At 44.7% G+C, this 19,072-nt stretch carries 15 protein-coding genes; 4 read left to right on the forward strand and 11 right to left on the reverse strand.

All coding sequences use genetic code 11. From position 1 onward, the window contains the following. Positions 1-110: 110 nt before the first annotated feature. From MmiAt1_RS06790 to cdhD, 3 genes are all read right to left on the reverse strand, one after another. Positions 111-1,193, reverse strand: a complete 1,083-nt coding sequence (locus MmiAt1_RS06790; protein ID WP_318786133.1) for a 60S ribosomal export protein NMD3 — start codon at positions 1,191-1,193, stop codon at positions 111-113. 65 nt (positions 1,194-1,258) lie between these two features. Then, positions 1,259-2,791, reverse strand: a complete 1,533-nt coding sequence (acsC, locus tag MmiAt1_RS06795) for an acetyl-CoA decarbonylase/synthase complex subunit gamma (protein ID WP_318786134.1) — start codon at positions 2,789-2,791, stop codon at positions 1,259-1,261. Further along, entirely contained in the window at positions 2,791-4,071 is a 1,281-nt protein-coding gene (gene cdhD, locus MmiAt1_RS06800) for a CO dehydrogenase/acetyl-CoA synthase subunit delta (protein WP_318786148.1), read from the reverse strand. Before cdhD ends, acsC begins: the two co-directional genes overlap by 1 nt. A gap of 14 nt (positions 4,072-4,085) precedes the next feature. Between cdhD and MmiAt1_RS06805 the strand changes: the two genes are divergently transcribed. Further along, the gene (locus MmiAt1_RS06805) at positions 4,086-4,226 is read left to right on the forward strand and encodes a hypothetical protein (RefSeq protein ID WP_318786135.1); all 141 of its coding nucleotides are present in this window, start codon (positions 4,086-4,088) and stop codon (positions 4,224-4,226) included. Between the two features lie 71 nt (positions 4,227-4,297). Here the strand turns inward: MmiAt1_RS06805 and MmiAt1_RS06810 are convergent, their stop codons facing one another. From MmiAt1_RS06810 to MmiAt1_RS06830, 5 genes are all read right to left on the reverse strand, one after another. Beyond that, positions 4,298-5,584, reverse strand: a complete 1,287-nt coding sequence (locus tag MmiAt1_RS06810; RefSeq protein WP_318786136.1) for an acetyl-CoA decarbonylase/synthase complex subunit beta — start codon at positions 5,582-5,584, stop codon at positions 4,298-4,300. An 88-nt stretch (positions 5,585-5,672) separates the two neighbouring features. Further along, on the reverse strand, positions 5,673-6,461 hold the full coding sequence (queC, locus tag MmiAt1_RS06815; RefSeq protein WP_318786137.1) for a 7-cyano-7-deazaguanine synthase QueC: 789 nt from the start codon (positions 6,459-6,461) through the stop codon (positions 5,673-5,675). A 35-nt stretch (positions 6,462-6,496) separates the two neighbouring features. Beyond that, positions 6,497-7,099, reverse strand: a complete 603-nt coding sequence (locus tag MmiAt1_RS06820; RefSeq protein WP_318786138.1) for a metallophosphoesterase — start codon at positions 7,097-7,099, stop codon at positions 6,497-6,499. 236 nt (positions 7,100-7,335) lie between these two features. Next, positions 7,336-8,100 (reverse strand): DUF7839 domain-containing protein, encoded by a 765-nt coding sequence (locus MmiAt1_RS06825; protein ID WP_420891294.1) that lies wholly within the window; start codon positions 8,098-8,100, stop codon positions 7,336-7,338. Positions 8,101-8,135: 35 nt separating this feature from the next. Next, entirely contained in the window at positions 8,136-8,651 is a 516-nt protein-coding gene (locus tag MmiAt1_RS06830) for an ArsR family transcriptional regulator (protein WP_318786140.1), read from the reverse strand. A 462-nt stretch (positions 8,652-9,113) separates the two neighbouring features. Between MmiAt1_RS06830 and MmiAt1_RS06835 the strand changes: the two genes are divergently transcribed. Then, positions 9,114-9,767, forward strand: a complete 654-nt coding sequence (locus tag MmiAt1_RS06835) for a hypothetical protein (RefSeq protein WP_318786141.1) — start codon at positions 9,114-9,116, stop codon at positions 9,765-9,767. A gap of 60 nt (positions 9,768-9,827) precedes the next feature. Then, the gene (locus MmiAt1_RS06840; RefSeq protein ID WP_318786142.1) at positions 9,828-10,298 is read left to right on the forward strand and encodes a putative immunity protein; all 471 of its coding nucleotides are present in this window, start codon (positions 9,828-9,830) and stop codon (positions 10,296-10,298) included. A gap of 158 nt (positions 10,299-10,456) precedes the next feature. Here the strand turns inward: MmiAt1_RS06840 and leuS are convergent, their stop codons facing one another. The 3 genes from leuS to MmiAt1_RS06855 form a co-directional block, all read right to left on the reverse strand. After that, entirely contained in the window at positions 10,457-13,510 is a 3,054-nt protein-coding gene (gene leuS / locus MmiAt1_RS06845; RefSeq protein ID WP_318786143.1) for a leucine--tRNA ligase, read from the reverse strand. 66 nt (positions 13,511-13,576) lie between these two features. Further along, positions 13,577-14,794 (reverse strand): threonine synthase, encoded by a 1,218-nt coding sequence (gene thrC, locus MmiAt1_RS06850; RefSeq protein ID WP_318786144.1) that lies wholly within the window; start codon positions 14,792-14,794, stop codon positions 13,577-13,579. Between the two features lie 130 nt (positions 14,795-14,924). Then, positions 14,925-16,757 carry a hypothetical protein gene (locus MmiAt1_RS06855; protein WP_318786145.1) on the reverse strand — a complete coding sequence of 611 codons (1,833 nt, stop codon included), beginning with the start codon at positions 16,755-16,757 and terminating at the stop codon, positions 14,925-14,927. A gap of 348 nt (positions 16,758-17,105) precedes the next feature. On the opposite strand from MmiAt1_RS06855, the gene MmiAt1_RS06860 reads away from it, so the two are divergent. Beyond that, positions 17,106-18,470, forward strand: a complete 1,365-nt coding sequence (locus MmiAt1_RS06860) for a TrpB-like pyridoxal phosphate-dependent enzyme (protein WP_318786146.1) — start codon at positions 17,106-17,108, stop codon at positions 18,468-18,470. Positions 18,471-19,072 lie beyond the last annotated feature (602 nt).

Raw genomic sequence — 19,072 nt, forward strand, 5'->3', positions numbered from 1 at the left:
AAATTGACCATGAATCGAATAAACATGAAATCAACTGAATGTATGAAATAATTTTGGATAATTTGTGCTGTTTTAGCTTTTATATCTTTGCTTTTCCAAATAATTGCTCATCAAAGCGCAAAAATTCCGTATTCGGTTTTAAACACTTTAATTTCGCTTCCCGGGAGTGCGTTAAAGCCCATCGGCTTTTGAATCGTCACCGTTTCAAACGTTTCCGGATCCAAAATCTGAATGCCGTGCTCTTCAATCGAAACCAAAACGGTTTCCTTCGCATCCGCCGTATTTCCGAGCAGTTTCGCATTTTTGAAATGTTCCCCGTCAATGAAAAAGTTGGACGAATTCATCAAATTGATGCCCGTCACACGCTTGCCGCAGTTTTTGATTTCAATCACTTTGTCCTCAAAATAAACGACATCGCCCTTCTTAAATTCAGGCAGCTTCATCGCAAAAGTCGTCCGGTAAATGTCTTTTCCGTCCTTCATGCCCGCCAGCGTATAAGATTCCGCAACCGTTCCGCCCATCACATCCACAATATGTTTGCAGACATGGCGTCCCGCTTTTGCCGATCCGATATACACATCAGCCCCGTCCTTAAACGTCATCGTGTCCGTCACAAACGCCAGCTTGTCCCCGCGCTTCAGCTGCGCAAGCATCGATTCTTCCACAAGCTTCAGACATTCCGTCACTTCTTCCTTTGTCGGCGTCCGGTTGTTGGCGCGGATTTGAATAATCCCTTCAAAATATCCGCCCGCGCGGCGGCTGCACATTTCGCACGCCTCCCGCTTAATCCGAACTTCCGTCTTCCCGTCTTTGTAATACGTCACGCCTTCCACATCGCCTTCCACGTCGACCAGAACATCAAAAATGTAAGGCGAACGCGCATGCGGGTGCATTCCGACAGTCACGTTTTCAATATCATCGGGAATCGATAAATGCTCTTCCGCCGTCAGCATCGCCACTTCTTCCGGCGTTCCCATGTCATCCCATTTGCTTTTATGGTAGTGGGCGCCGCAGCGCTGACAAATGCGCGCGTGAAGCACTTCCGGCAGATCAAATAAATTCAATCTTTTACCGTAACACTCGGGGCAGACATTTCTGACCGTCTTGTCCGTCTCCTTACCGCATTCCGGACAGATTGCCGCCGCCGAAGCAGACGCAGATTTCGTTTCGGTTTGATTCTTTTTTTGTGTCATGTTTTTTCAATTCGCTTGTTTATTCCGCTCAATTTGTTCTTTTGCCCGATTCTGTTTTAATAATTTTATTCATCCTTCGGCGGCCAATTTTCTTCAAACCATTTGGCCAGTCTTCCCGAATCCATCGGGCCGACCATTGCCGAAATATTCATGGACTTTTCAATGCCGCTCTGAAGCCGCGCCGCAAGTCCCGGCAAAATGAGTGTCTGATGACTCGTCCGGTCTTCAAAATTAAACTGCGCCTCTTCAAAATCCTTTTTCACAACTTCCGCCGTCAGCTGTCCGCCCGCAACAGCCGCCTCAACACCGAGCCCGCCCGTGTTGACCGCCAAAACATAACCGTTAAAGCCGGCAGATTCCAAATCGCTCTCCACCGTGTAATACGTCAGCGCGAAATTCGTCGTAAACAAAACCGGCGACGTCGAATCCGGATTTCCGAGCGTGTAAAGCTTCGGCTCAACCGACGACGGCGTCCTCGGATCCGTGTAAATCATATCCGTCACATGCAAAAGCGGAAGCAGTTCATGACTTCCCATGCCGTGAATAATCATAATGTCCGCATAACGGACCGTCAAAGCAGATGCTGCAATCGTTTCATGATAATCTTCAACAATTTCAGGCGGCAGCGTTTCCTTTTTCAGAGATGCCGCTCCGACCGGCACATCCTGCCCTGCCGACGCACCTGATTTTGCTGACGCATCTGATTTTGCCGACGCATCCTGTCCTGCCGAAACAGCCCCGCTTTTTCTTGCCGCAATCGGCAGCGCAATCAGCGGAAACGCCAAATTTTTGTCGCCGTCAAGACCTGCTTTTCGAAGCTTGACGAAGTTTTGAAACGTTTTCTTAAACGCGGGCCCGAAAGACGCGGCGCCCGGGTCCAAAACGATTTTTGAAACCCCGTCCTTTTGAAGCGTTGCCGAAAGCGCTTTCAATTCATCCAAATTCCCGCCGGCCGATACGACAACAGGCACATCAAATTCAAGCGCAAGCTTCGTCATTTCCGTTCTGTTTGAAACGTCGCACGCATACATCAGCGGATTCTTTCCGTCCGATGCCGAAAGTCCCGCGCGCATGATTTCCGGATTTTTCGTGCACAAAATCAGCGGTAAATCCGAATATGAAATAATTTTTTCAACGCATCCGCCGAACGTTTCCGGGTCCCCCGACGTCGAGCGGACGGCAATCATATCCAAATACAAAAATTCCCCGACATAGAATTTGCGGAAATCCTGAATCCGGTTGATTCTTTCGCTCAGCTCTTCTTCACTCATCGTGTCCCAAACATCAACCGCAATCGGCGGTTTATTGTAAAATGAAAGCGTATGGCGGAACATCACATCATCGCCGCCGATAATGACTTTTCTCTCTCCCGCGCCGATTTCAATTTCACGAATCGCGGGGCTCAAAAGGCCGGCCAGCTTTTCGTATTTTTCGGCAAATTCCGGCGGCAGCTTCTCATAAATCTCTTTGACATCCCGAACTTTCATTTTCCGTCCGGCCAGCTGCGTTGCAACCGCCATCTTGGACGTGCCGAAAAGCGATTCGCAGTCATCCGGCAAAAGCGGATAAATGTCCAGCGGACTGACTTGTTTTGACATCAGTAAACCTCCGTCATCCAATCGTCATTGATTTCGCCGTTGACTTCGGCATTTGTTTCAGCGTCGTTTTCAATGTTCGCCGAGTTTCCCAAAATGCCCGTGAATTCTTTCAAAAACTGAACGGCTTTGGGGTGCATCATCATAAACAAATCATTTCCGGCAAGTGAAAGTGTCATTCCCGTAATAATTTCCCAAATCGGCCCGCGGTATTCGCGGTCGCCCCAATCGGTGTCCGCTTCCTGCGGGGAAGAAATCATCCAAGCCTCGCGGGCGCCCCACGCGTTTGTCGTGCCGGATGACAGCGGGTAAGCCAGTTCGGCGTCACCCGAAAGACCCGCCATTCGGATGCGCTCCATATTGGAATAAGCGTAATCCAGACCGTAGCCGAGCGCCGCCGTCGTCGGATCCATGATCAGACTGTCCGGCAAAACGCCGCACTGGCGGAACAGTTTCCGGTTGAGCTCTTTCTGCGCGTTAATGTCCATCTGCGTCCAGGACAAAATCACATGGCCGTATTTTTTAGCCGCCTCTCCGATGCGTTTGTAATCCATGTTCAGGTTGGCCGACGCAATCAGCGCGCGTTCGCCTTCCGCCGCCTCCGCCGCCTTTTCCAGCACTTCCGGGTCTTTCTGCGGATTGCCGCTGCCGCCGATGACAATCGGAACGTCAACCGCCTGCAAAATCTCTTCAACCGTTTTGGCCGCTTCCTTTGCCGGCGTGTCTTTGATTGCCGGGTCGGTTGAAATCAAATGAATCGTAATCATGTCCGCGCCGAACTCATTGACCGCCTTTTTGGCCCACGCGGCCGGATCGTCCAAGACATCTTCGTAATTGGAGCGAACAGATTTGGCAAGCCCGACCGGCATGTCAAAAACATCCATCGTCACGCGGTTGATGTTCGGCATCGCCGCGTCAAAAAAGTAAGGCATCGTCTTTTCTCCGCCGAGCGTCAGCGTTTTCTTTCGGCTGCCGCCGTCGCCTTTCCCGGCCCCGAGGATAACTTCCTGAATCGGCCGGCTAAACCGGTCAAAGCCGGACACATTAAATTTCGCGGCGGCAAGCGTGTCCGAAACCGGATACGCGCTGCTCAGCAAATCTTCCAGCTCGCTGTCGGTTTGACATCCGAGCAGCGCCGAGATTTGAGAAATGCGGGCCAGGAGTTCTCCCTCGTCTCCTTTTGCGCCCGATAAATCTGAAAACGGCAAATCATCGGATCTGCCTTCTTTTTGGAGAAGCAGAAACAGCTTTTCCAAATCGGAATATTTCATTTTGCGCGTCATAATCGGGTACTTCAATGTCAGAATCCTATTTAATCATTCATATCGGCGCCGTTTCCAAAAATCGTCCGGCGCTTTTAAAATCCGTCATTCCTTCCAAAAGTTATTCAAGACTTTTAATTCCGTTGCCTTTTTCAAAAGCCATCCCGGGCTTTTAAATCCCGTCCATTCCTTCCAAAAGTTATTCGAGGCTTTTAAATTCCGCTGCCTTTTCCAAAAGCCATCCCTTTCAGATTCGTTGCTTTTTCCAAAAGTCATCCAAAGCTTTTAGATTTTCGGCATCCTTTTCCGTCGGAATCTTTTGAATCTTTTCAAGCAGCTTCGAATATTTTTCCGTTTTTTCTTCTGCTTTTTCTTCCGTTTCTTTTCCCGTCTCTTTTTCGGCTTGAATTTTTTGAATCAATTTATCTTTCAAAGACTGAGACATCCAAACAACATTGTCCCAGCCGCCTTCTTTTTGCATGAACTTGTCCGAGAAAAGATATGTTTCGCCGACACCGGAAAATCCGGAAATCTGCTGCCCGTATCCCGTAAAAATCGCCATTTCTTCAAACGTCAAACAGTTGACGCTCGGCGTTTTCGTCTGCCGGTCAATTAATCCGACTCCGTTTGCTTCCGGAATGTAAAATGCGATAATATCAAAAACAGATCCCGTCGTATGCGGATTCTCCACAAGCGAATACAATAAAAACCGGTCGTTTTCACCGCCGCTGCCGGCAAGAACGGCATTGTTCACGCCCGAATATTCCCCGCCGCTTTCATCCAAAACGTCGCCTTTTTCAATTTCAAACACAGGTCCGTCCGGATTTGCCGCCGCTGCTGCGCCCGCTTCAAACCAGTTAATCGTTCCGCAAACAGAAGGCCGGTCCGGCGTGATCACGCAAATGTGAGCGGGACTGCTGATCTGGCAGATTTTGCAGCCGTAGAATCTTTCAGCATCTTCGTCATGAACGCAAAGCGAACGCTCGTCTCGGCGCATATATTTCTGCCGCGCAATTTCAAGGCCGGCCGAAACGGCTTCTTTGTCCGTGTAAATGCGGATCAAAACAGCTTCAATAAACGGAAATTCTTCCAAAATCATTTCACTGACAAACGCTTCTATCTTTTCAAACGTGATGCCTTCTTTGACGGCGTCGATGCTGATTTTAATTTCAATCCGGTCGCGCGTATGCTCATGAGAAACACCCGAAATCAAATTGAAAATGTCGCCCAGCTTCTTTTCGACAACCGCTTCCAAGTCTTCTTTCAAAACCGCCCCGCTCTTTTGAATTTTCAAAGCGGTTTCATCTTTTATTTTCATCTGAACAATTAATCCGAACGGCGCTGCTTTCCCGAGTTCTTCTAATTCGGGGCCGACTAAATATTCGTCAAAATAATCGGACCTCTCAATTTTATCATCGGCCGACACCAGCTGAAACCCGTCTTCGGCGCCGCCGAGAACAACAAAAACATCCTCGTCCCGAATATGCTCGCCCGACGTCTCCGGCGATGCGGTTATTTTTTCATCCGATTTCATTTGAAATGCCCTCTCTTTTTTTGATTTTAATTTTAATTTTGTTTGTTTTTTGTTTATTTCAGTGTCCGATATCATCTTTAGTACTGTTTTAGTACTGTCCGCTTTGATATTCTTCCCATCCTTTGCGGCGCAGCGTACAGGCCGGGCATTCGCCGCAGCCGCTTCCCTGTGTTCCGTTGTAGCAGGTGACCGTCTCATCGGCAATGATTTCCAGAATATCGAGATCTTCCGCCATTTTCCATGTTTCCGCTTTTGTCTTGTTCATCAGCGGCGTATGAATCTGAATTTTATAATCCGTTGCAAGCGTGATTGCTTCTTCGGCGGATCGGATAAACTCTTCACGGCAGTCCGGATATCCGCTGAAATCCGATTGCGAAACGCCTGTTATGACATTATGCCATCCGTTGTTTCTTGCAATCACGCCGGCGACTGACAAAAAGAATAAATTTCTCCCGGGAACAAACGTGTTCGGATAGTCTTCTCCTTCCGGAATCTCCTTGTCCATTTCAATTTCATCTTCCGTCAGCGCGCACACCGAAATTGATTTTAAAAAATCCAAAGACAAATTCATATGCGAAAACCCGTATTTGGACGTTATTTTTTCGGCCGCCTCCAACTCTTTCTCATGTTTCTGCCCGTAATAAAATGAAACGGCCAAAATGTTTTCGATTCCGTATGTTTTTTCCGCCCAAAACAAACAGGTTGTGCTGTCCTGGCCGCCCGAAAAAACGATGACGGCACCGTCCGGTTTTCCGGACTGTTTTGTTTCGGCCTGTTTCGTTTCGGCTTGTCCCGGTTCAGTCTGTCCTGCTCCAATCTGCCCCGTTTCGGCCTGTTTCGCTTCGGCCGGATTTAATTCGGTTTTTTTCTCTGCCATATTTTTTCCTTTTTCACGCGCTTGTTTCATACGGATTATTTCTTTTCGTTTTTTTCAATCAGAGCTTCTTCAAATTTCAAATAACCGCAAGCCGCTTTTGCAACCGGAATGATTTGAATTTCCGTGATTTTCTTTTCTTTTTCATCAATCGTAATCTCGGCAACGGCCGGTTCGGACATTCGGGCTTTTGTCGGCGATCCCGGGCAGATCAGGAACTTTTTGTCATATTCGTCAATGGAAGGCGTATGAATGTGACCGTAAATCAAAACATCGACATCCATTTCTTTTAAAATGTACCAGCGGGCCGTGTTGTCATTCAAAGAACGGCCGGCTTCGTGAATCACGCCGAATTTTATGCCGCTTTCTTCAAAAACCAGCTTTTCGGGCAGCAGACTTCGAATCTTTTCCGTGTCGCGGTTGCCGTAAACCGCTTTTAATTTTCCCGTTTTCTGAAACACATTATACGCGTCGTCCGACTCAAAATCGCCGGCATGAACAATTCTGTCGGCCTCATGCAATTTTTGCCGAAGAACTTCGGGGAAAAATGAAAAACGATCGATGTCAGATCTGTCCAATCCGTCGGCTTCCTTTGAGTCAAATTCAGGAAGATGTGTGTCAGAGATTACTAAAATTTTCATTGCCAATCACGTTTTGTTTAATCAATAATATATGAAAGAGTGATTTGAAGCCTTAAATATCTTGTTGAGTTTGAAATATTTTTTTAAAAACTAGCCGGTTTTTGAATGCGCTGAAAAAACTGAACGGCTCGCGCGCGGCGGCACAGGCGATACGAAAAAAGAAGAACGGAAAAATGAAAAAACAAAATAAGAATTGAATGAAAAATACGAAAAAAGAAAAATTCAAAACCGAAAAATTACTTTCCGGTTTTGCTGAGATCCATAATTTCGTACGGGATGCTTTCGCTTTCCAAGCGCGCCATAAAGAAAGACACTTCGTCTTCAACAATCACGACGGCAGATGAAAGCCCGTGGTACGCCGCCTGAATGACGGATTCGGTTGCGCCGAACATGACGTCGGGCGTGATTCCCACTCTTTTGAGCGCCATTAACGCTTCCGTTCCGACCGCGCCGATGTAAGGCTTGGATTCAACGATCGGTCTTAAGCGGTCCAAATTCGTGAAAGAAGATCCGCCGCGTTTAATTCTCGGGATTTTGCAGATTGTGATGGATTCCGTTTCAATGTGCATATATCCTTTCAAATCCGTGACGCCGATATCATATCCTTTCTCGCCGGCCATGATGGCCGTGCCGTAAATGCCCGTGTCTCTGGAACGGTTTGCATACAAAAGGCCTTTGCGCATTTCGATATAAACCTTATCTTCCTTTGTAATCGCTTCATCGCAAATGGCGGTCCATGTCGAAACATGGCTGATGATGTCTTCCATGACCAGCTGCGAATAACGTTTCAATTCCGAGGCGTTGTCCAAAACCCATTCGACACCATCTTTGGTAATCTTATAGCGGACACGGCCGTCAGAATGAATCAATCCTTCCGCCGTCAATTCCTTTATGTATTCCGAAACCGCCTGCGGCGTAATTCCGATTTTGGCTGCAATTTCCTTCTGGCGGACATTCGGCTGGTGCGCCGCGATTTCCGTCAGAACCTGAAATTTCGTCATCTCGCTTTTGCTTTGAAGGATTTTTGCGTTCACGGTTATATCTCCTCGTCTTTTTCAACTAACTTAAGACGCTGTCCCATAACAGATAATCTGTCGGAACGGCGGGCGATGGCGCAGATATGGCTGGTATTCATGTTCAGCTCGCGGGTCAGTTTGCTCATGGAATTGTTTCCTTCAGCAACCATCCGCTCAAGGCTTTCGATTGTGTCTTTGACTTCTTCGTACGGCTTAAAAGCCAGCATGATGATGTCGCTTAAATCTTCAAAAGAGCTTTGGAAGTTCACCTGAACATTTGAGTAAGAAGTGTGATATTCTTTGACCGGCGCTTTTCCGGGCTCGGGAACTCTCCATTTGCTTTCCAAAAGCCCCGCTTTTTTGAGGTTGATTAAACTGCTCAGTGATTCTCCCTCAATGACTTCATCTAATTCTTCCTGGGTCATCCAGTTGGACAAAAGCAAATCAAAGACTTTTTTGTGCGTCCTCGAACCGAAAGTTCTCAAAAGAGGAACCAGGTATGAAGGATCGTTTATAATTCGTGTTCTTTCTCCCATTTTCAAAGCCTCATTCTTCTGCCGTTTGCCGGCAGCATTTTAATGATTGTTGAATCCGTTTTTGTTTCAGATTATTTCAGATCATTCTGATTTTCTGTCATTCCTGTCCGGCGCCTGTTCTGCCTCCGAAACACAGACAAGCGATTTGTATCCGAACATGGTAAAAGTTATATTCATTTATTGTGTTGTTTCATTAAATCTGATGATTTAAAAAAGACAGGATGACAAATAGGTGTGCAAAGTATTTTAAATTTATCAACGAGTAAAGAATTAAATCAAAATAAATTGTGCATCTTTTATTGAGCTGACTCTGATTTCTTAATTTATCGTCAAAATTCGATTTGTTTGAAATCAATTTTTAATTCATTATCAATCATGTTATTTGAATTTCATCTTTATTGATTCGCCCGGATTCATTTTATTGATTCGTCCGGATTCATCTTTATTGATTTTGGTGTGCATATGCAGGAACATTCGGATCTCTCGGCAGAAATTTATGATTTGTTAAAAGACAACCGCCAGCTTTCAATCAGCGGCATTACGCGTGAGTTGAAAGCCCGGAATTTCAATGAACACCGGCTCATTGTGACCGGTTATCTCCGCGCTTTAAAAGATCTGGACTGCCTCAACGAATTTGATTTGTCTCCGTCTAAAATTTACACGCTGAAAACGGACGACAAAAATCCCGTCGGTTTTTTAAAACCCCAAAAAGAAGCCGGTTCCGATATTTACGGTTTGGTCGGCGACAAGCTGTCCAAAATGACGTCCGCTCCGGTTCGAATTGAGACGGCCGTTTATATTTTTATGACGCTTTTCGACCGCCCGTGCTTTGAATCCGAATTAAACGCGGCGGGCATCGACTCGGCTCAGCTTTCCAGATATTTTACGGTTTCGGGAGACCTTGCGCTCGTTTTTAAATCCAAAGATTTCAAGAAATATTACGACGAACTCCCGCAAATTCCGAAAAACTCTCCCGCGTTTGAAATTCATACCGACAAACTGGATCCCGACTTCCTGATGCGCGCCGTCAATTTCTTAACGGCACTGCTGAAAGATGAAATCGATGTTTCCGAACTGGTTTCAAAAACCGCGAACAAAAGTTTGCTGAATTTCTGATTCTTCTTTATTTTTTATTTTTCATTTATATTTTGATTTTTTATGATATGAGGTGTCAAAATGCATCCGATGGAACAATTACTCAACGAGCAAGATCACAAAACGAAAACCGCTTGGGCGCTGGACTGTGCCGAGCATGTTATTTCCTATTTCAACGATTTATTTCCGGAAGATTCGCGCCCGAATGACGCGATTGCCGCCGGCCGGTCTTGGATCGGCGATGCGTCAACCGTTCTTGACGCCCAAAAAGCATCTGTTGCCGCGCACAATGCGGCCCGCGACGTTGTTGAAACAGAGTTCAGCCAAACGGATTATCAGAAGCCGCTCTCGGAAGGCGAAGGCATGCAAGGCGCTGCTTGTGCCGCCGCCCGCGCTGCCGGCCAGGCGGTTGCCGCGGCGCACGCCGCCGGACACGCACAGCACGCCGCAACTTACGCATTGAAAGCTGTTTCTTTCGCCGAAGGCGCTGATGCCGTTTCAAAAGAGCGGGAATGGCAGTATCAGAAGTTGGCGGAATTGGCGCAAAAATAATTTTTCATTTTTAATTTTAAACAAAAACGATTTTTCGTTTTTCTTTACTTTTTTGAAAATTTGTGCGGTCCGCGCGCGGCGCCGCGGCTACGGGATGAAGCAATCAAAAAAACAGATGCTGCCTGCGCGCGACGGCGCAAGCGGCACAAAAAATAATTTTATTCGATGTAAATTGCCGGTCTTCCCGGTTCTGCGAATCTGGATTTCTTTTCCGGGTCATAAGCGTTTCCGGCGTCAATTTCTTCGGCATCAAAGATTTCAACAGCGCAGCCGAGTTCTTTTTCAAAGAATTGTTTGGCGCCTTCCAGCACTTCTTTTTCATCCAATTCCGCGTTCAAATATCTCAAAACAACATCAATGGACGAGCCGCGAATGTCGCCGGCAACTTTTTGGATATATTTCTGAGCTTCTTTGCCGCGGGAGCGGATGGTCGGCTCTTCCATGCTTTTTTGCATGAGCTGTTTCATATCCAAATTGTTCTGCGCTTTCACTGCTTGAACAAGTTCTTCCGCGCGGTCTTTGGTGTCGCCTTCGACATATTTGCTCATCGTCTCGGCGCTTGCCGCGACAATTTCTTTGTCGTCGCGAATCTTTTCGGTGATGGATTCGGCCGGCACAAATTCTTCGGAAGCCTGAACGATTTCAGCGGCTTTTCTTAAAATCATGACGCGCCATTCATGTGTTGTGTAAAGGTAGACTTTTTTCGGCTCAATCTTTGCCACGCGAATGATTTCTTCAACATCTTCAAGCGTTTTGATGATGATGTTTTCGGCAACTTCGGCGGCTTCGTCAACCAATTCCGGGTTTTCTTCCGGATACGGCGCGAATGCAATGGATTCGGTGTGTCCGAGCGCGCTCCAAACTTCTTCGCAAATGTGCGGCGTAAACGGCGCCATCAATTTGGTCCAAGTTTCAACGACTTCGGTCAAACACTGTTCGCCGCCTCTTTTGTGATACCATTTGATATCGTTGTAAATCAAAAAGAACGCGTTTTGAATCGCGTGTCTCGTATGAATCGTATTCAGCGCCTCGTTCACTTCGCGGATGTATTGCTGAATGCGGCTTTCAACCCAGCGGTCAATGTGCGGCTTTTCGCCGTTTTCGGGGACTTTGCAGCCGCTTTCAATCACTTGTCTTGCGAATGTGTAAAAGCGCGTCATCTGCGTTCCGGCCGACTCAATGCCTTCGCGGCGCCAGTCAGCGTCCTGCGCTTGTTCGGCAGCGGAGAGGATGTACATGCGCGTCACATCCGCGCCGTATGTGTCCACCGCTTCTTTTAATGTCAGAATCGGGCCTTTGGATTTGCTCATTTTCTGTCCTTCAAGCGAAACAAAGCCGTTTACCGCCAATGCTTTCGGCCATTTGGATTCGTCAAACAGCGCGACGTGGTGGAACAGGAAGAAAAGCAGGTGGTTCGGAACCAAATCTTTTCCGGAGGAGCGGATGTCAACCGGATACCAGTAGTTGAATTCCGATTTCATCTTATCAATTAATGCCGCGTCCAGGCCGCTTGCGTCGGCCGCGTCTTTAACGGATCCGATGTCCAAAAACAGGTAGTCCAGGAACGGGCGCGTCATCATCTCGGGTGTGATTGTGCCGTCGTTGATGTAATTGGCAATGGTATAATAAGACATGTAAATGGTGGAATCGCCAAGGGATTCAATCAGCCAGCGCGGGTCGCACGGCAATTTCGTGCCGAGTCCTTTGGTTCGGGCGCAGGCTTTGTCTTTGAGCCAGTCGATTTTGTTTTCAAATTCCACGCGGAATTCGGGCGGAATCACTTCCATCATGCTGAGGCATTTGTAAACTTTATCTTTCCATTCGGGATTGGAATAGTTGAGGAACCATTGTCCTTTGACCATGTTGACGACGCACATCGTTCCGCAGCGGCATTGAACGGGCTCGCTGAATTCGTAGAAAACGCTTCCGATGCCTTGCGCAATGAAATCCTGCGTCAGGCGGTCCTTGATTTTGGAAACCGGCATGCCTTTGTATTTGCCGGTGATGTCTTTGAGCGTTCCGCCGTGGAATTCCCGGCGATAGACGATTTTTGTCGCTTCTTCAGCTTTCGGGTCTTTTTGGTCGGTGACGCCGAGTTCGGCAACGACTTCCGCGGCCGGCGCTTCGCCGTAATCGGGGACATCAATAACCTGAATCGGCTTGATGTTTTGAATGTCATCGGCAGTGATGCCGTAGGTTGTCAAATCTTGTGCTGCCAAGTCTTTGAGCGCGAGATAATCATAAGGCGCGTGTGCCGGAACACTCATGACAACGCCGCTTCCGTTATTTGCGCGGACGAACGGCGCGGGCAGAATCTGAATAATGTTGTCGGTTGCCGGGTTTTTGAGTTTTAAGCCGATGAGGTCGTTGGCATTGAGTTCTTCGATCAATTCAACATTCCAGTCGGTGTAAAGCAGTTTTTCGTACGCAACTTTACTGACGACCCAGTATTCTTCAAGCTCGTCTTTTTCCATTTTCAATTTGACGTATTCGACTTCGGGGTTGAGCCAAAGATTGGTCACGCCGTAAACCGTTTCCGGGCGCAGTGTCGCGCAGGGGAAAATTGTGTCTTTGTGTCTGAATTTAATCAGCGTGTATTCGACAAGCGTTGCTTCTTCACCGCGCAGAATGTCGTGGTCTTCGACGGGATTGTTGTCATGGGGGCACCATTTGACGGGGTGGGATCCTTTGACGATGAGTCCTTTATCGTAGAGATTTTCATACTGCCATTCGATAAATTTTTGGAACGCCGGATCCATGGTTGTGAATTTCCGGCGCCAGTCGATAGAGTAGCCGATAATGTTCATCGCGTTTTCGGCTTCGACTTTGAAATAATCGACAATTTTCTCGGGCTCATCCAGTGTCGGCAGAATATCTTTCGGAATGCCGTGAAGTTCGGTGTAAACTTTCATCGTTGTCGGATCTTTTTCGCGAATTAAGTCCGCGAGGCCGACAATCGGTGTCCCTGTCACGTGAAAGCTCATCGGATATAGGACGTTGTATCCCTGCATGCGTTTGTAGCGAGCAATGACGTCTCCGATCGTAAATGTGCGGGTGTGGCCGGCGTGCAGGTTGCCGTTTAAGTACGGGAACGGAATCGTAATGAAATATTTCTCTTTGTCCGGTACGGGATCGGCTTCAAAGGTTTTTTCATTTCTCCATTTTTCCTGCCACTTGGATTCGGTCTCTTGTATATTATAATCCTCTTGCATTTGTTTCACCGGATTTCCGACTTGTTTTCCTGTTATTTTTCCTGTTCGAACCGATAATCTTAATCCTTATTCGAAAACGGCTTTTCTCAATGCTTCCAGATTTGCTTCAACGGTCACGGGTTCGGTGCAGACGCTGATGACTTCTTCGGGGTCTTTGAGGAGGTGGCCGGTGGTCACACAGACAACGGTTTCGTCTTTGGAAATAAGGCCTGCGTCAACCAGCTTTTTAAGACCGGCAACGGATGTTGCGCTGGCGGGCTCGACACCGATGCCTTCAAGCTGCGCCAAGTCTTTTTGCGCTTGGACGAGTTCGTCGTCTGTCACGGATTCGGCCATGCCGCCGGATTCTTTGATGGCGATGAGCGCTTTTCTCGCGTTGACCGGATCACCGATTCGAATGGCGGTTGCGATGGTTTCCGGATTCTTTTCAGGCGTGATGTCGTCGGCATCGGCGCGGTAAGCTTTGACGATCGGGCAGGCACCTTCGGTTTGAATGCCTGTCATTTTCGGGCGTTTGTCGGTGATTCCGAGCGTTACGAATTCTTTGAAACCTTTGTTGATTGCGGTAATGTTTCCGGCGTTTCCGACGGGGAGAACAACGCGGTCGGGCACTTGGAATCCGAGCTGGTCAACGATTTCAAAAGCAATGGTTTTCTGTCCTTCCAAGCGGTAGGGATTGACGGAGTTGAGGAGATAAATCGGTTCCTGTTCGCAGAGTTCGCGGACAAGTGCGAGCGCATCATCGAAGTTTCCTTTAATCATGATGACTTTGGCACCGTGCATCAAAGCCTGTCCGATTTTGCCGAGCGCGACTTTTCCTGCCGGAAGCAAAACAACGGACGGAATTCCGGCTTTTGCGCCGTAAATGGCAAGCGCTGCGGATGTGTTTCCTGTGGATGCGCAGGCGACTGTTTTCATGCCGAGTTCGATCGCTTTGGAGACGCCGACGGTCATGCCGCGGTCTTTAAACGATCCGGTCGGATTCATGCCTTCGTGTTTGACGTAAAGTTCCTTAACACCGATTTTTTTGGCAAGGCGGTCGCATTTGTAAAGCGGTGTTCCGCCTTCTCGGATGCTGACCGGCTCGATTGCAATCGGAAGCAAGTCTTTATACTTCCAGACCGATGGCGGCGCGGTTTTTAATTTTTCCATATCCATGTTCTTTTTGATTTCATCGTAATCATAGATGACATCCAAAAGCCCGTCGCATTTTCGGCAGGTGTAAATGATTTCTGTTTTGTCAAAGTCGGCGCCGCATTCGATGCATTTCAGGTAATAATCCATTGCTGAAGTCTCCGTTAAAATAGAATTTTTTGATATTGAAATAAAAAATGAATATTGATTTTGTTTATTATTTTATCGATTGATGGGGGTTTAAATTGAACACAGGCTATATTAACATTGTGAATTCAGATTATTTTTTAAAAATATCATCTAATTTGTCTTTCTTTTTTCCCATCCTGATTAATTCAGAACGAACAAATTTACATTCTATTGGCAATTGGTTAAGTCTATCCATTGTCATTTCATTCTCTGGTTCTTTATAATACCAAAATACATTATTGCATTCTTTTTTATATTGCTCTTCTACTATTGATTTCTTATTTTCTATCTTTTTTAAATCTGCATCTATATTTCGTGTTTCTGCATCAGCTTTACATTCGCAAATTTTTATTTTATTTTTGTTTTCTATCCACACATCATGTTCATTTTTTAAAAATATGTGTGACCATTTGATTTCATTCTCTGGGTTTAAATTTTCTGTTTCTATGTAATATGTCAGAAGCTCTACTAAAAGCCCTTTTGAAGCATTTAATTTTTCCAGAGTTTCTTCATAGTCCCTTCTTAAAATTCTAATGTCTCTTCCCGTTTTCTTTCTGTAAGTTATAAATTCATTGCTATTATTGTATCTTATTGCTTCTTTTTTTAACATATTTTCGTAAAATCTATTTTTTTCAATTATTGTTTGTTGGATTATTATTTTGTCATTGTATTTTTCTATAATTTCTTCAATTGCTTGATGTTCACTTCCGCCAAATCCAGAATAATCTCCGCAACAATCATAAAAAATTATCCAACATGAATAATCTGCAATATTGCTAAAAGCGTCAATTAAAATTCCATAACTGTAGTCATTTCCAATATAATCTCTATCGTTGATTGGATGAATAAATCGTCTGACGTGGACTTTCTCATCATATGCTTTTTTAATTTCCGTCAATCCTATTAATTGTGGGATAAATGTACTGCTTCCATTGAAAACAATGCCTTCCATAATTTCAACTGGGTACCATAAAAGTAATTGGTCTATTCTCTCTGATTCCGTCAATTCAATCCATTGTGGAGCATTCATCAATTTTTTTAATGCGCTTTTATCCGGTTCCTGTGCCCATAAAAAAACAGAAACATCCAATCTTTCCATCTTATTTTTTAGATTCTCTTCAATTATTTCTTTATTTATAATGCCAAAATAATCATCAAACGCCTTTTTATTTTTTTGGTTTTTATTATTAAAATACAATTCATTTTTCCAGTTTTTGACTGAATGAATTTGTTTTATGCTTGTTTTTTCATAATAATCTTTTAATAGTTTTGACCATAGGTATTGAATTGCATATTTATATCCATTTAAAATAATATTCTCATCTGTTTTTTTATTTTTATTAGATGAATAAATTGTTGGTGATATCGTGTACCCAAACGGCTCCCCTTTCCGTGCATCATTTAAATAAATTAGAGTTACCCAAATTGAACAGTAATTAAGGGTTTCTTCTTTTGTAAGTTTTGTTTCATTATTCGTTTGTATCGAGTCATTGTATATCTTTAAAAGTGAATCAATAATTATTTTTTTAAATATGAATGATTGTTTTTCAAAATCAATGGGGTTAGTGGCATTATTCATTTTTTCAAAATATGAATATATTTTTTTAATTACTCTTGTTTTTTCACAATCATCAGGAATCTTATTCAAATTTGCTCCGGTATAACATGCTCTATAAAATAATTCGCTTTGTGTGAATTCAAATGTTTTTTCATATCTTATCCCATCTATTAAAGTTCGGACAAGAGTTTCGATTGCAAATTTATATCCTTCAAAATATTCATTTTTAAAATCTGTAGATTCAATTTGATGCTTTTGAGCCATCCAAAATTTAAAATCTTTAATATTAATTAGTATTGAAATATTATTTATTGTGCCAAAGATTTTGTTTATATCCATATTTTTTCGATATTCTTTTTTATCCATTTGTTCACCTCTAAGCTATTTTTTATTTATTGTTGATTTATTTTATTATCAAAACCTTTTTTTTAACTATCTCAAACGAACAAAAGTATATATAATTGAATACATTTGTTCATTATTGGATATATTCATACCAAACCCAGGTGATTCGTTCATTGTGTTGGTCGTATAACAATTCATAATCATCAAGCTAAAAAATGAAGTTCACAAATACATCATTGGTATCATTAATTCATATTTGAAAAAATGTTAAAATTTGAAGTTTAAAATGAATCAAAAAAATTAAAATCACGATTGAAAAAACCTAAAATCGAAATCACAATTATAAATCACAATCCAGGAAAAATTATTATGTCCGCCCCTTATAAAATTTATTTAGAAGAAGATCAAATCCCGAAAAAATACTACAACATCCGCGCCGACATGCCTGAACAGCACGATCCGCTTTTGAATCCTGCAACCGGGCAGCCGGCAACGTTGGAAGAGTTAAAATCCGTTTTCTGTGACGAGCTCGCCCGCCAGGAATTGGACACGACGACGCGTTATTTTGATATTCCCAAACCCGTTCTGGAATTTTACAAAATGTTTCGCCCGTCGCCCGTGATTCGCGCTTACAATTTGGAAAAAGCGCTCGGGACGCCTGCAAAAATTTATTACAAATTTGAAGGCAACAACACTTCCGGCAGTCACAAATTAAATTCCGCCGCGGCCCAGGTTCATTACGCGAAAGAGCAGGGATTAACAAGCCTGACGACGGAAACCGGCGCCGGTCAATGGGGGACTGCGCTTTCAATGGCGGCCGCTTTCTTCGGTATGGATTTGACGGTTTACATGGTTCGCGCAAGCGCCGAGCAGAAGCCGTATCGTAAAGCGGTCATTGAAACGTTCGGCGCGGGTATTGTGCCGAGTCCGAGCAATACGACGGAAGTCGGACGCGCGATCTTAAAAGAACATCCCGACACGGGCGGCAGCCTCGGCTGTGCCATCTCCGAAGCGGTTGAGCAGGCGGGAAACACGCCGAATTGCCGTTACGTTCTCGGTTCTGTTTTGAATCAAGTTCTTTTGCATCAAAGCATCATCGGCCTGGAATCAAAAGCGGCGCTGGATTCGATTGACGAATATCCTGACATTGTCATCGGCTGTGCCGGCGGCGGATCCAATCTCGGCGGTTTAATCGGCGCTTACATGCAGGATTCTCTGAAAGGCAAAAGCGACACGCGTTTTGTCGCGGTCGAACCGGCATCGTGCCCGAGTTTGACGCGCGGCAGATATGTTTATGATTTCTGCGATACCGGAAAAATTACGCCGCTTGCCAGGATGTATACGCTCGGCAGTCAGTTTATGCCGTCCGCCGATCATGCCGGCGGCCTCAGGTATCACGGAATGTCACCGATTCTTTCTAAATTGTATCATGACGGTTATATGGAAGCGGTTTCCGTGCATCAGACAAAAGTGTTTGAGGCGGCGGTAATGTTTGCAAAGCATGAAACAATTCTTCCCGCGCCCGAGTCGGCGCACGCGATTCGAACGGCAATTGATGAAGCTTTGGAATGTAAAAAGACGGGTGAAGAGAAGATGATTCTTTTCGGTTTAACCGGGACGGGCTACTTTGACATGCAGGCTTATTCAAGTTATTTGGAAGGCGTTATGGTTGATTATGTTCCGACAGATTCTGAACTTGAAATCGGATTCAGTCAGCTGCCGAACATCGCTTGAATGGAATTTTTAATGGAATTCTTAATACGTAAAAAGAATGGCGGAAATCTCGCCGCAGTTCTTTTTACTTTTCTATCTTTTTTAATTTTTTCTTTTTTCTTTATTTTTGATTTCTTTTTTTCTTTATTTTTTGATTTCTCTTCATTTTCTATCAAATAACTTATTCAACGATTCTTTAAGCGATTTTCTTTATTTTTGAAAAACAGCATTTGGCAAGACGATCTCATTTTATTTTTTTCAGAATGTTCAAAACACAAAGCCTGTGAAAGCAAAACCCTTAAATACTTAACATCACTCTTTGGATTCCTCTCAAATCGCTCAGATTTGAGGCGTAAAATTCAAAATGAAAAGTTTTGACGAGAATCTTTATATATCTCAAAGCTATTCTGAGAATCTCTCGTTTGACGTGCTTTGAAACGTCTTAAGAGAACAATTTTACATTCATCTAATAATGAAGTCCGGAGTTTTTTCCGTGACTGATATGTGACCTGATGTTTCGGTAAACTTCGGCGGTGATTTTCAAAATTTCATCTTTAACAAGATGGATCTTTCAATTTGCTCAGCAAATTGAACAAAATTGTAAATCATCGTTACGAGATTTA

The sequence above is a fragment of the Methanimicrococcus hacksteinii genome, assembly GCF_032714515.1.
GTDB lineage: Archaea > Halobacteriota > Methanosarcinia > Methanosarcinales > Methanosarcinaceae > Methanimicrococcus > Methanimicrococcus hacksteinii.

Excerpts from the sequence above, each read along its gene's own strand:
- MmiAt1_RS06790 (WP_318786133.1), bottom strand. The coding sequence starts at position 1,193 with ATGACACAAAAAAAGAATCAAACCGAAACGAAATCTGCGTCTGCTTCG.
- acsC (WP_318786134.1), bottom strand. The coding sequence starts at position 2,791 with ATGTCAAAACAAGTCAGTCCGCTGGACATTTATCCGCTTTTGCCGGAT.
- cdhD (WP_318786148.1), bottom strand. The coding sequence starts at position 4,071 with ATGACGCGCAAAATGAAATATTCCGATTTGGAAAAGCTGTTTCTGCTT.
- MmiAt1_RS06805 (WP_318786135.1), top strand. The coding sequence starts at position 4,086 with ATGTCAGAATCCTATTTAATCATTCATATCGGCGCCGTTTCCAAAAAT.
- MmiAt1_RS06810 (WP_318786136.1), bottom strand. The coding sequence starts at position 5,584 with ATGAAATCGGATGAAAAAATAACCGCATCGCCGGAGACGTCGGGCGAG.
- queC (WP_318786137.1), bottom strand. The coding sequence starts at position 6,461 with ATGGCAGAGAAAAAAACCGAATTAAATCCGGCCGAAGCGAAACAGGCC.
- MmiAt1_RS06820 (WP_318786138.1), bottom strand. The coding sequence starts at position 7,099 with ATGAAAATTTTAGTAATCTCTGACACACATCTTCCTGAATTTGACTCA.
- MmiAt1_RS06825 (WP_420891294.1), bottom strand. The coding sequence starts at position 8,100 with ATGACGAAATTTCAGGTTCTGACGGAAATCGCGGCGCACCAGCCGAAT.
- MmiAt1_RS06830 (WP_318786140.1), bottom strand. The coding sequence starts at position 8,651 with ATGGGAGAAAGAACACGAATTATAAACGATCCTTCATACCTGGTTCCT.
- MmiAt1_RS06835 (WP_318786141.1), top strand. The coding sequence starts at position 9,114 with ATGCAGGAACATTCGGATCTCTCGGCAGAAATTTATGATTTGTTAAAA.
- MmiAt1_RS06840 (WP_318786142.1), top strand. The coding sequence starts at position 9,828 with ATGCATCCGATGGAACAATTACTCAACGAGCAAGATCACAAAACGAAA.
- leuS (WP_318786143.1), bottom strand. The coding sequence starts at position 13,510 with ATGCAAGAGGATTATAATATACAAGAGACCGAATCCAAGTGGCAGGAA.
- thrC (WP_318786144.1), bottom strand. The coding sequence starts at position 14,794 with ATGGATTATTACCTGAAATGCATCGAATGCGGCGCCGACTTTGACAAA.
- MmiAt1_RS06855 (WP_318786145.1), bottom strand. The coding sequence starts at position 16,757 with ATGGATAAAAAAGAATATCGAAAAAATATGGATATAAACAAAATCTTT.
- MmiAt1_RS06860 (WP_318786146.1), top strand. The coding sequence starts at position 17,106 with ATGTCCGCCCCTTATAAAATTTATTTAGAAGAAGATCAAATCCCGAAA.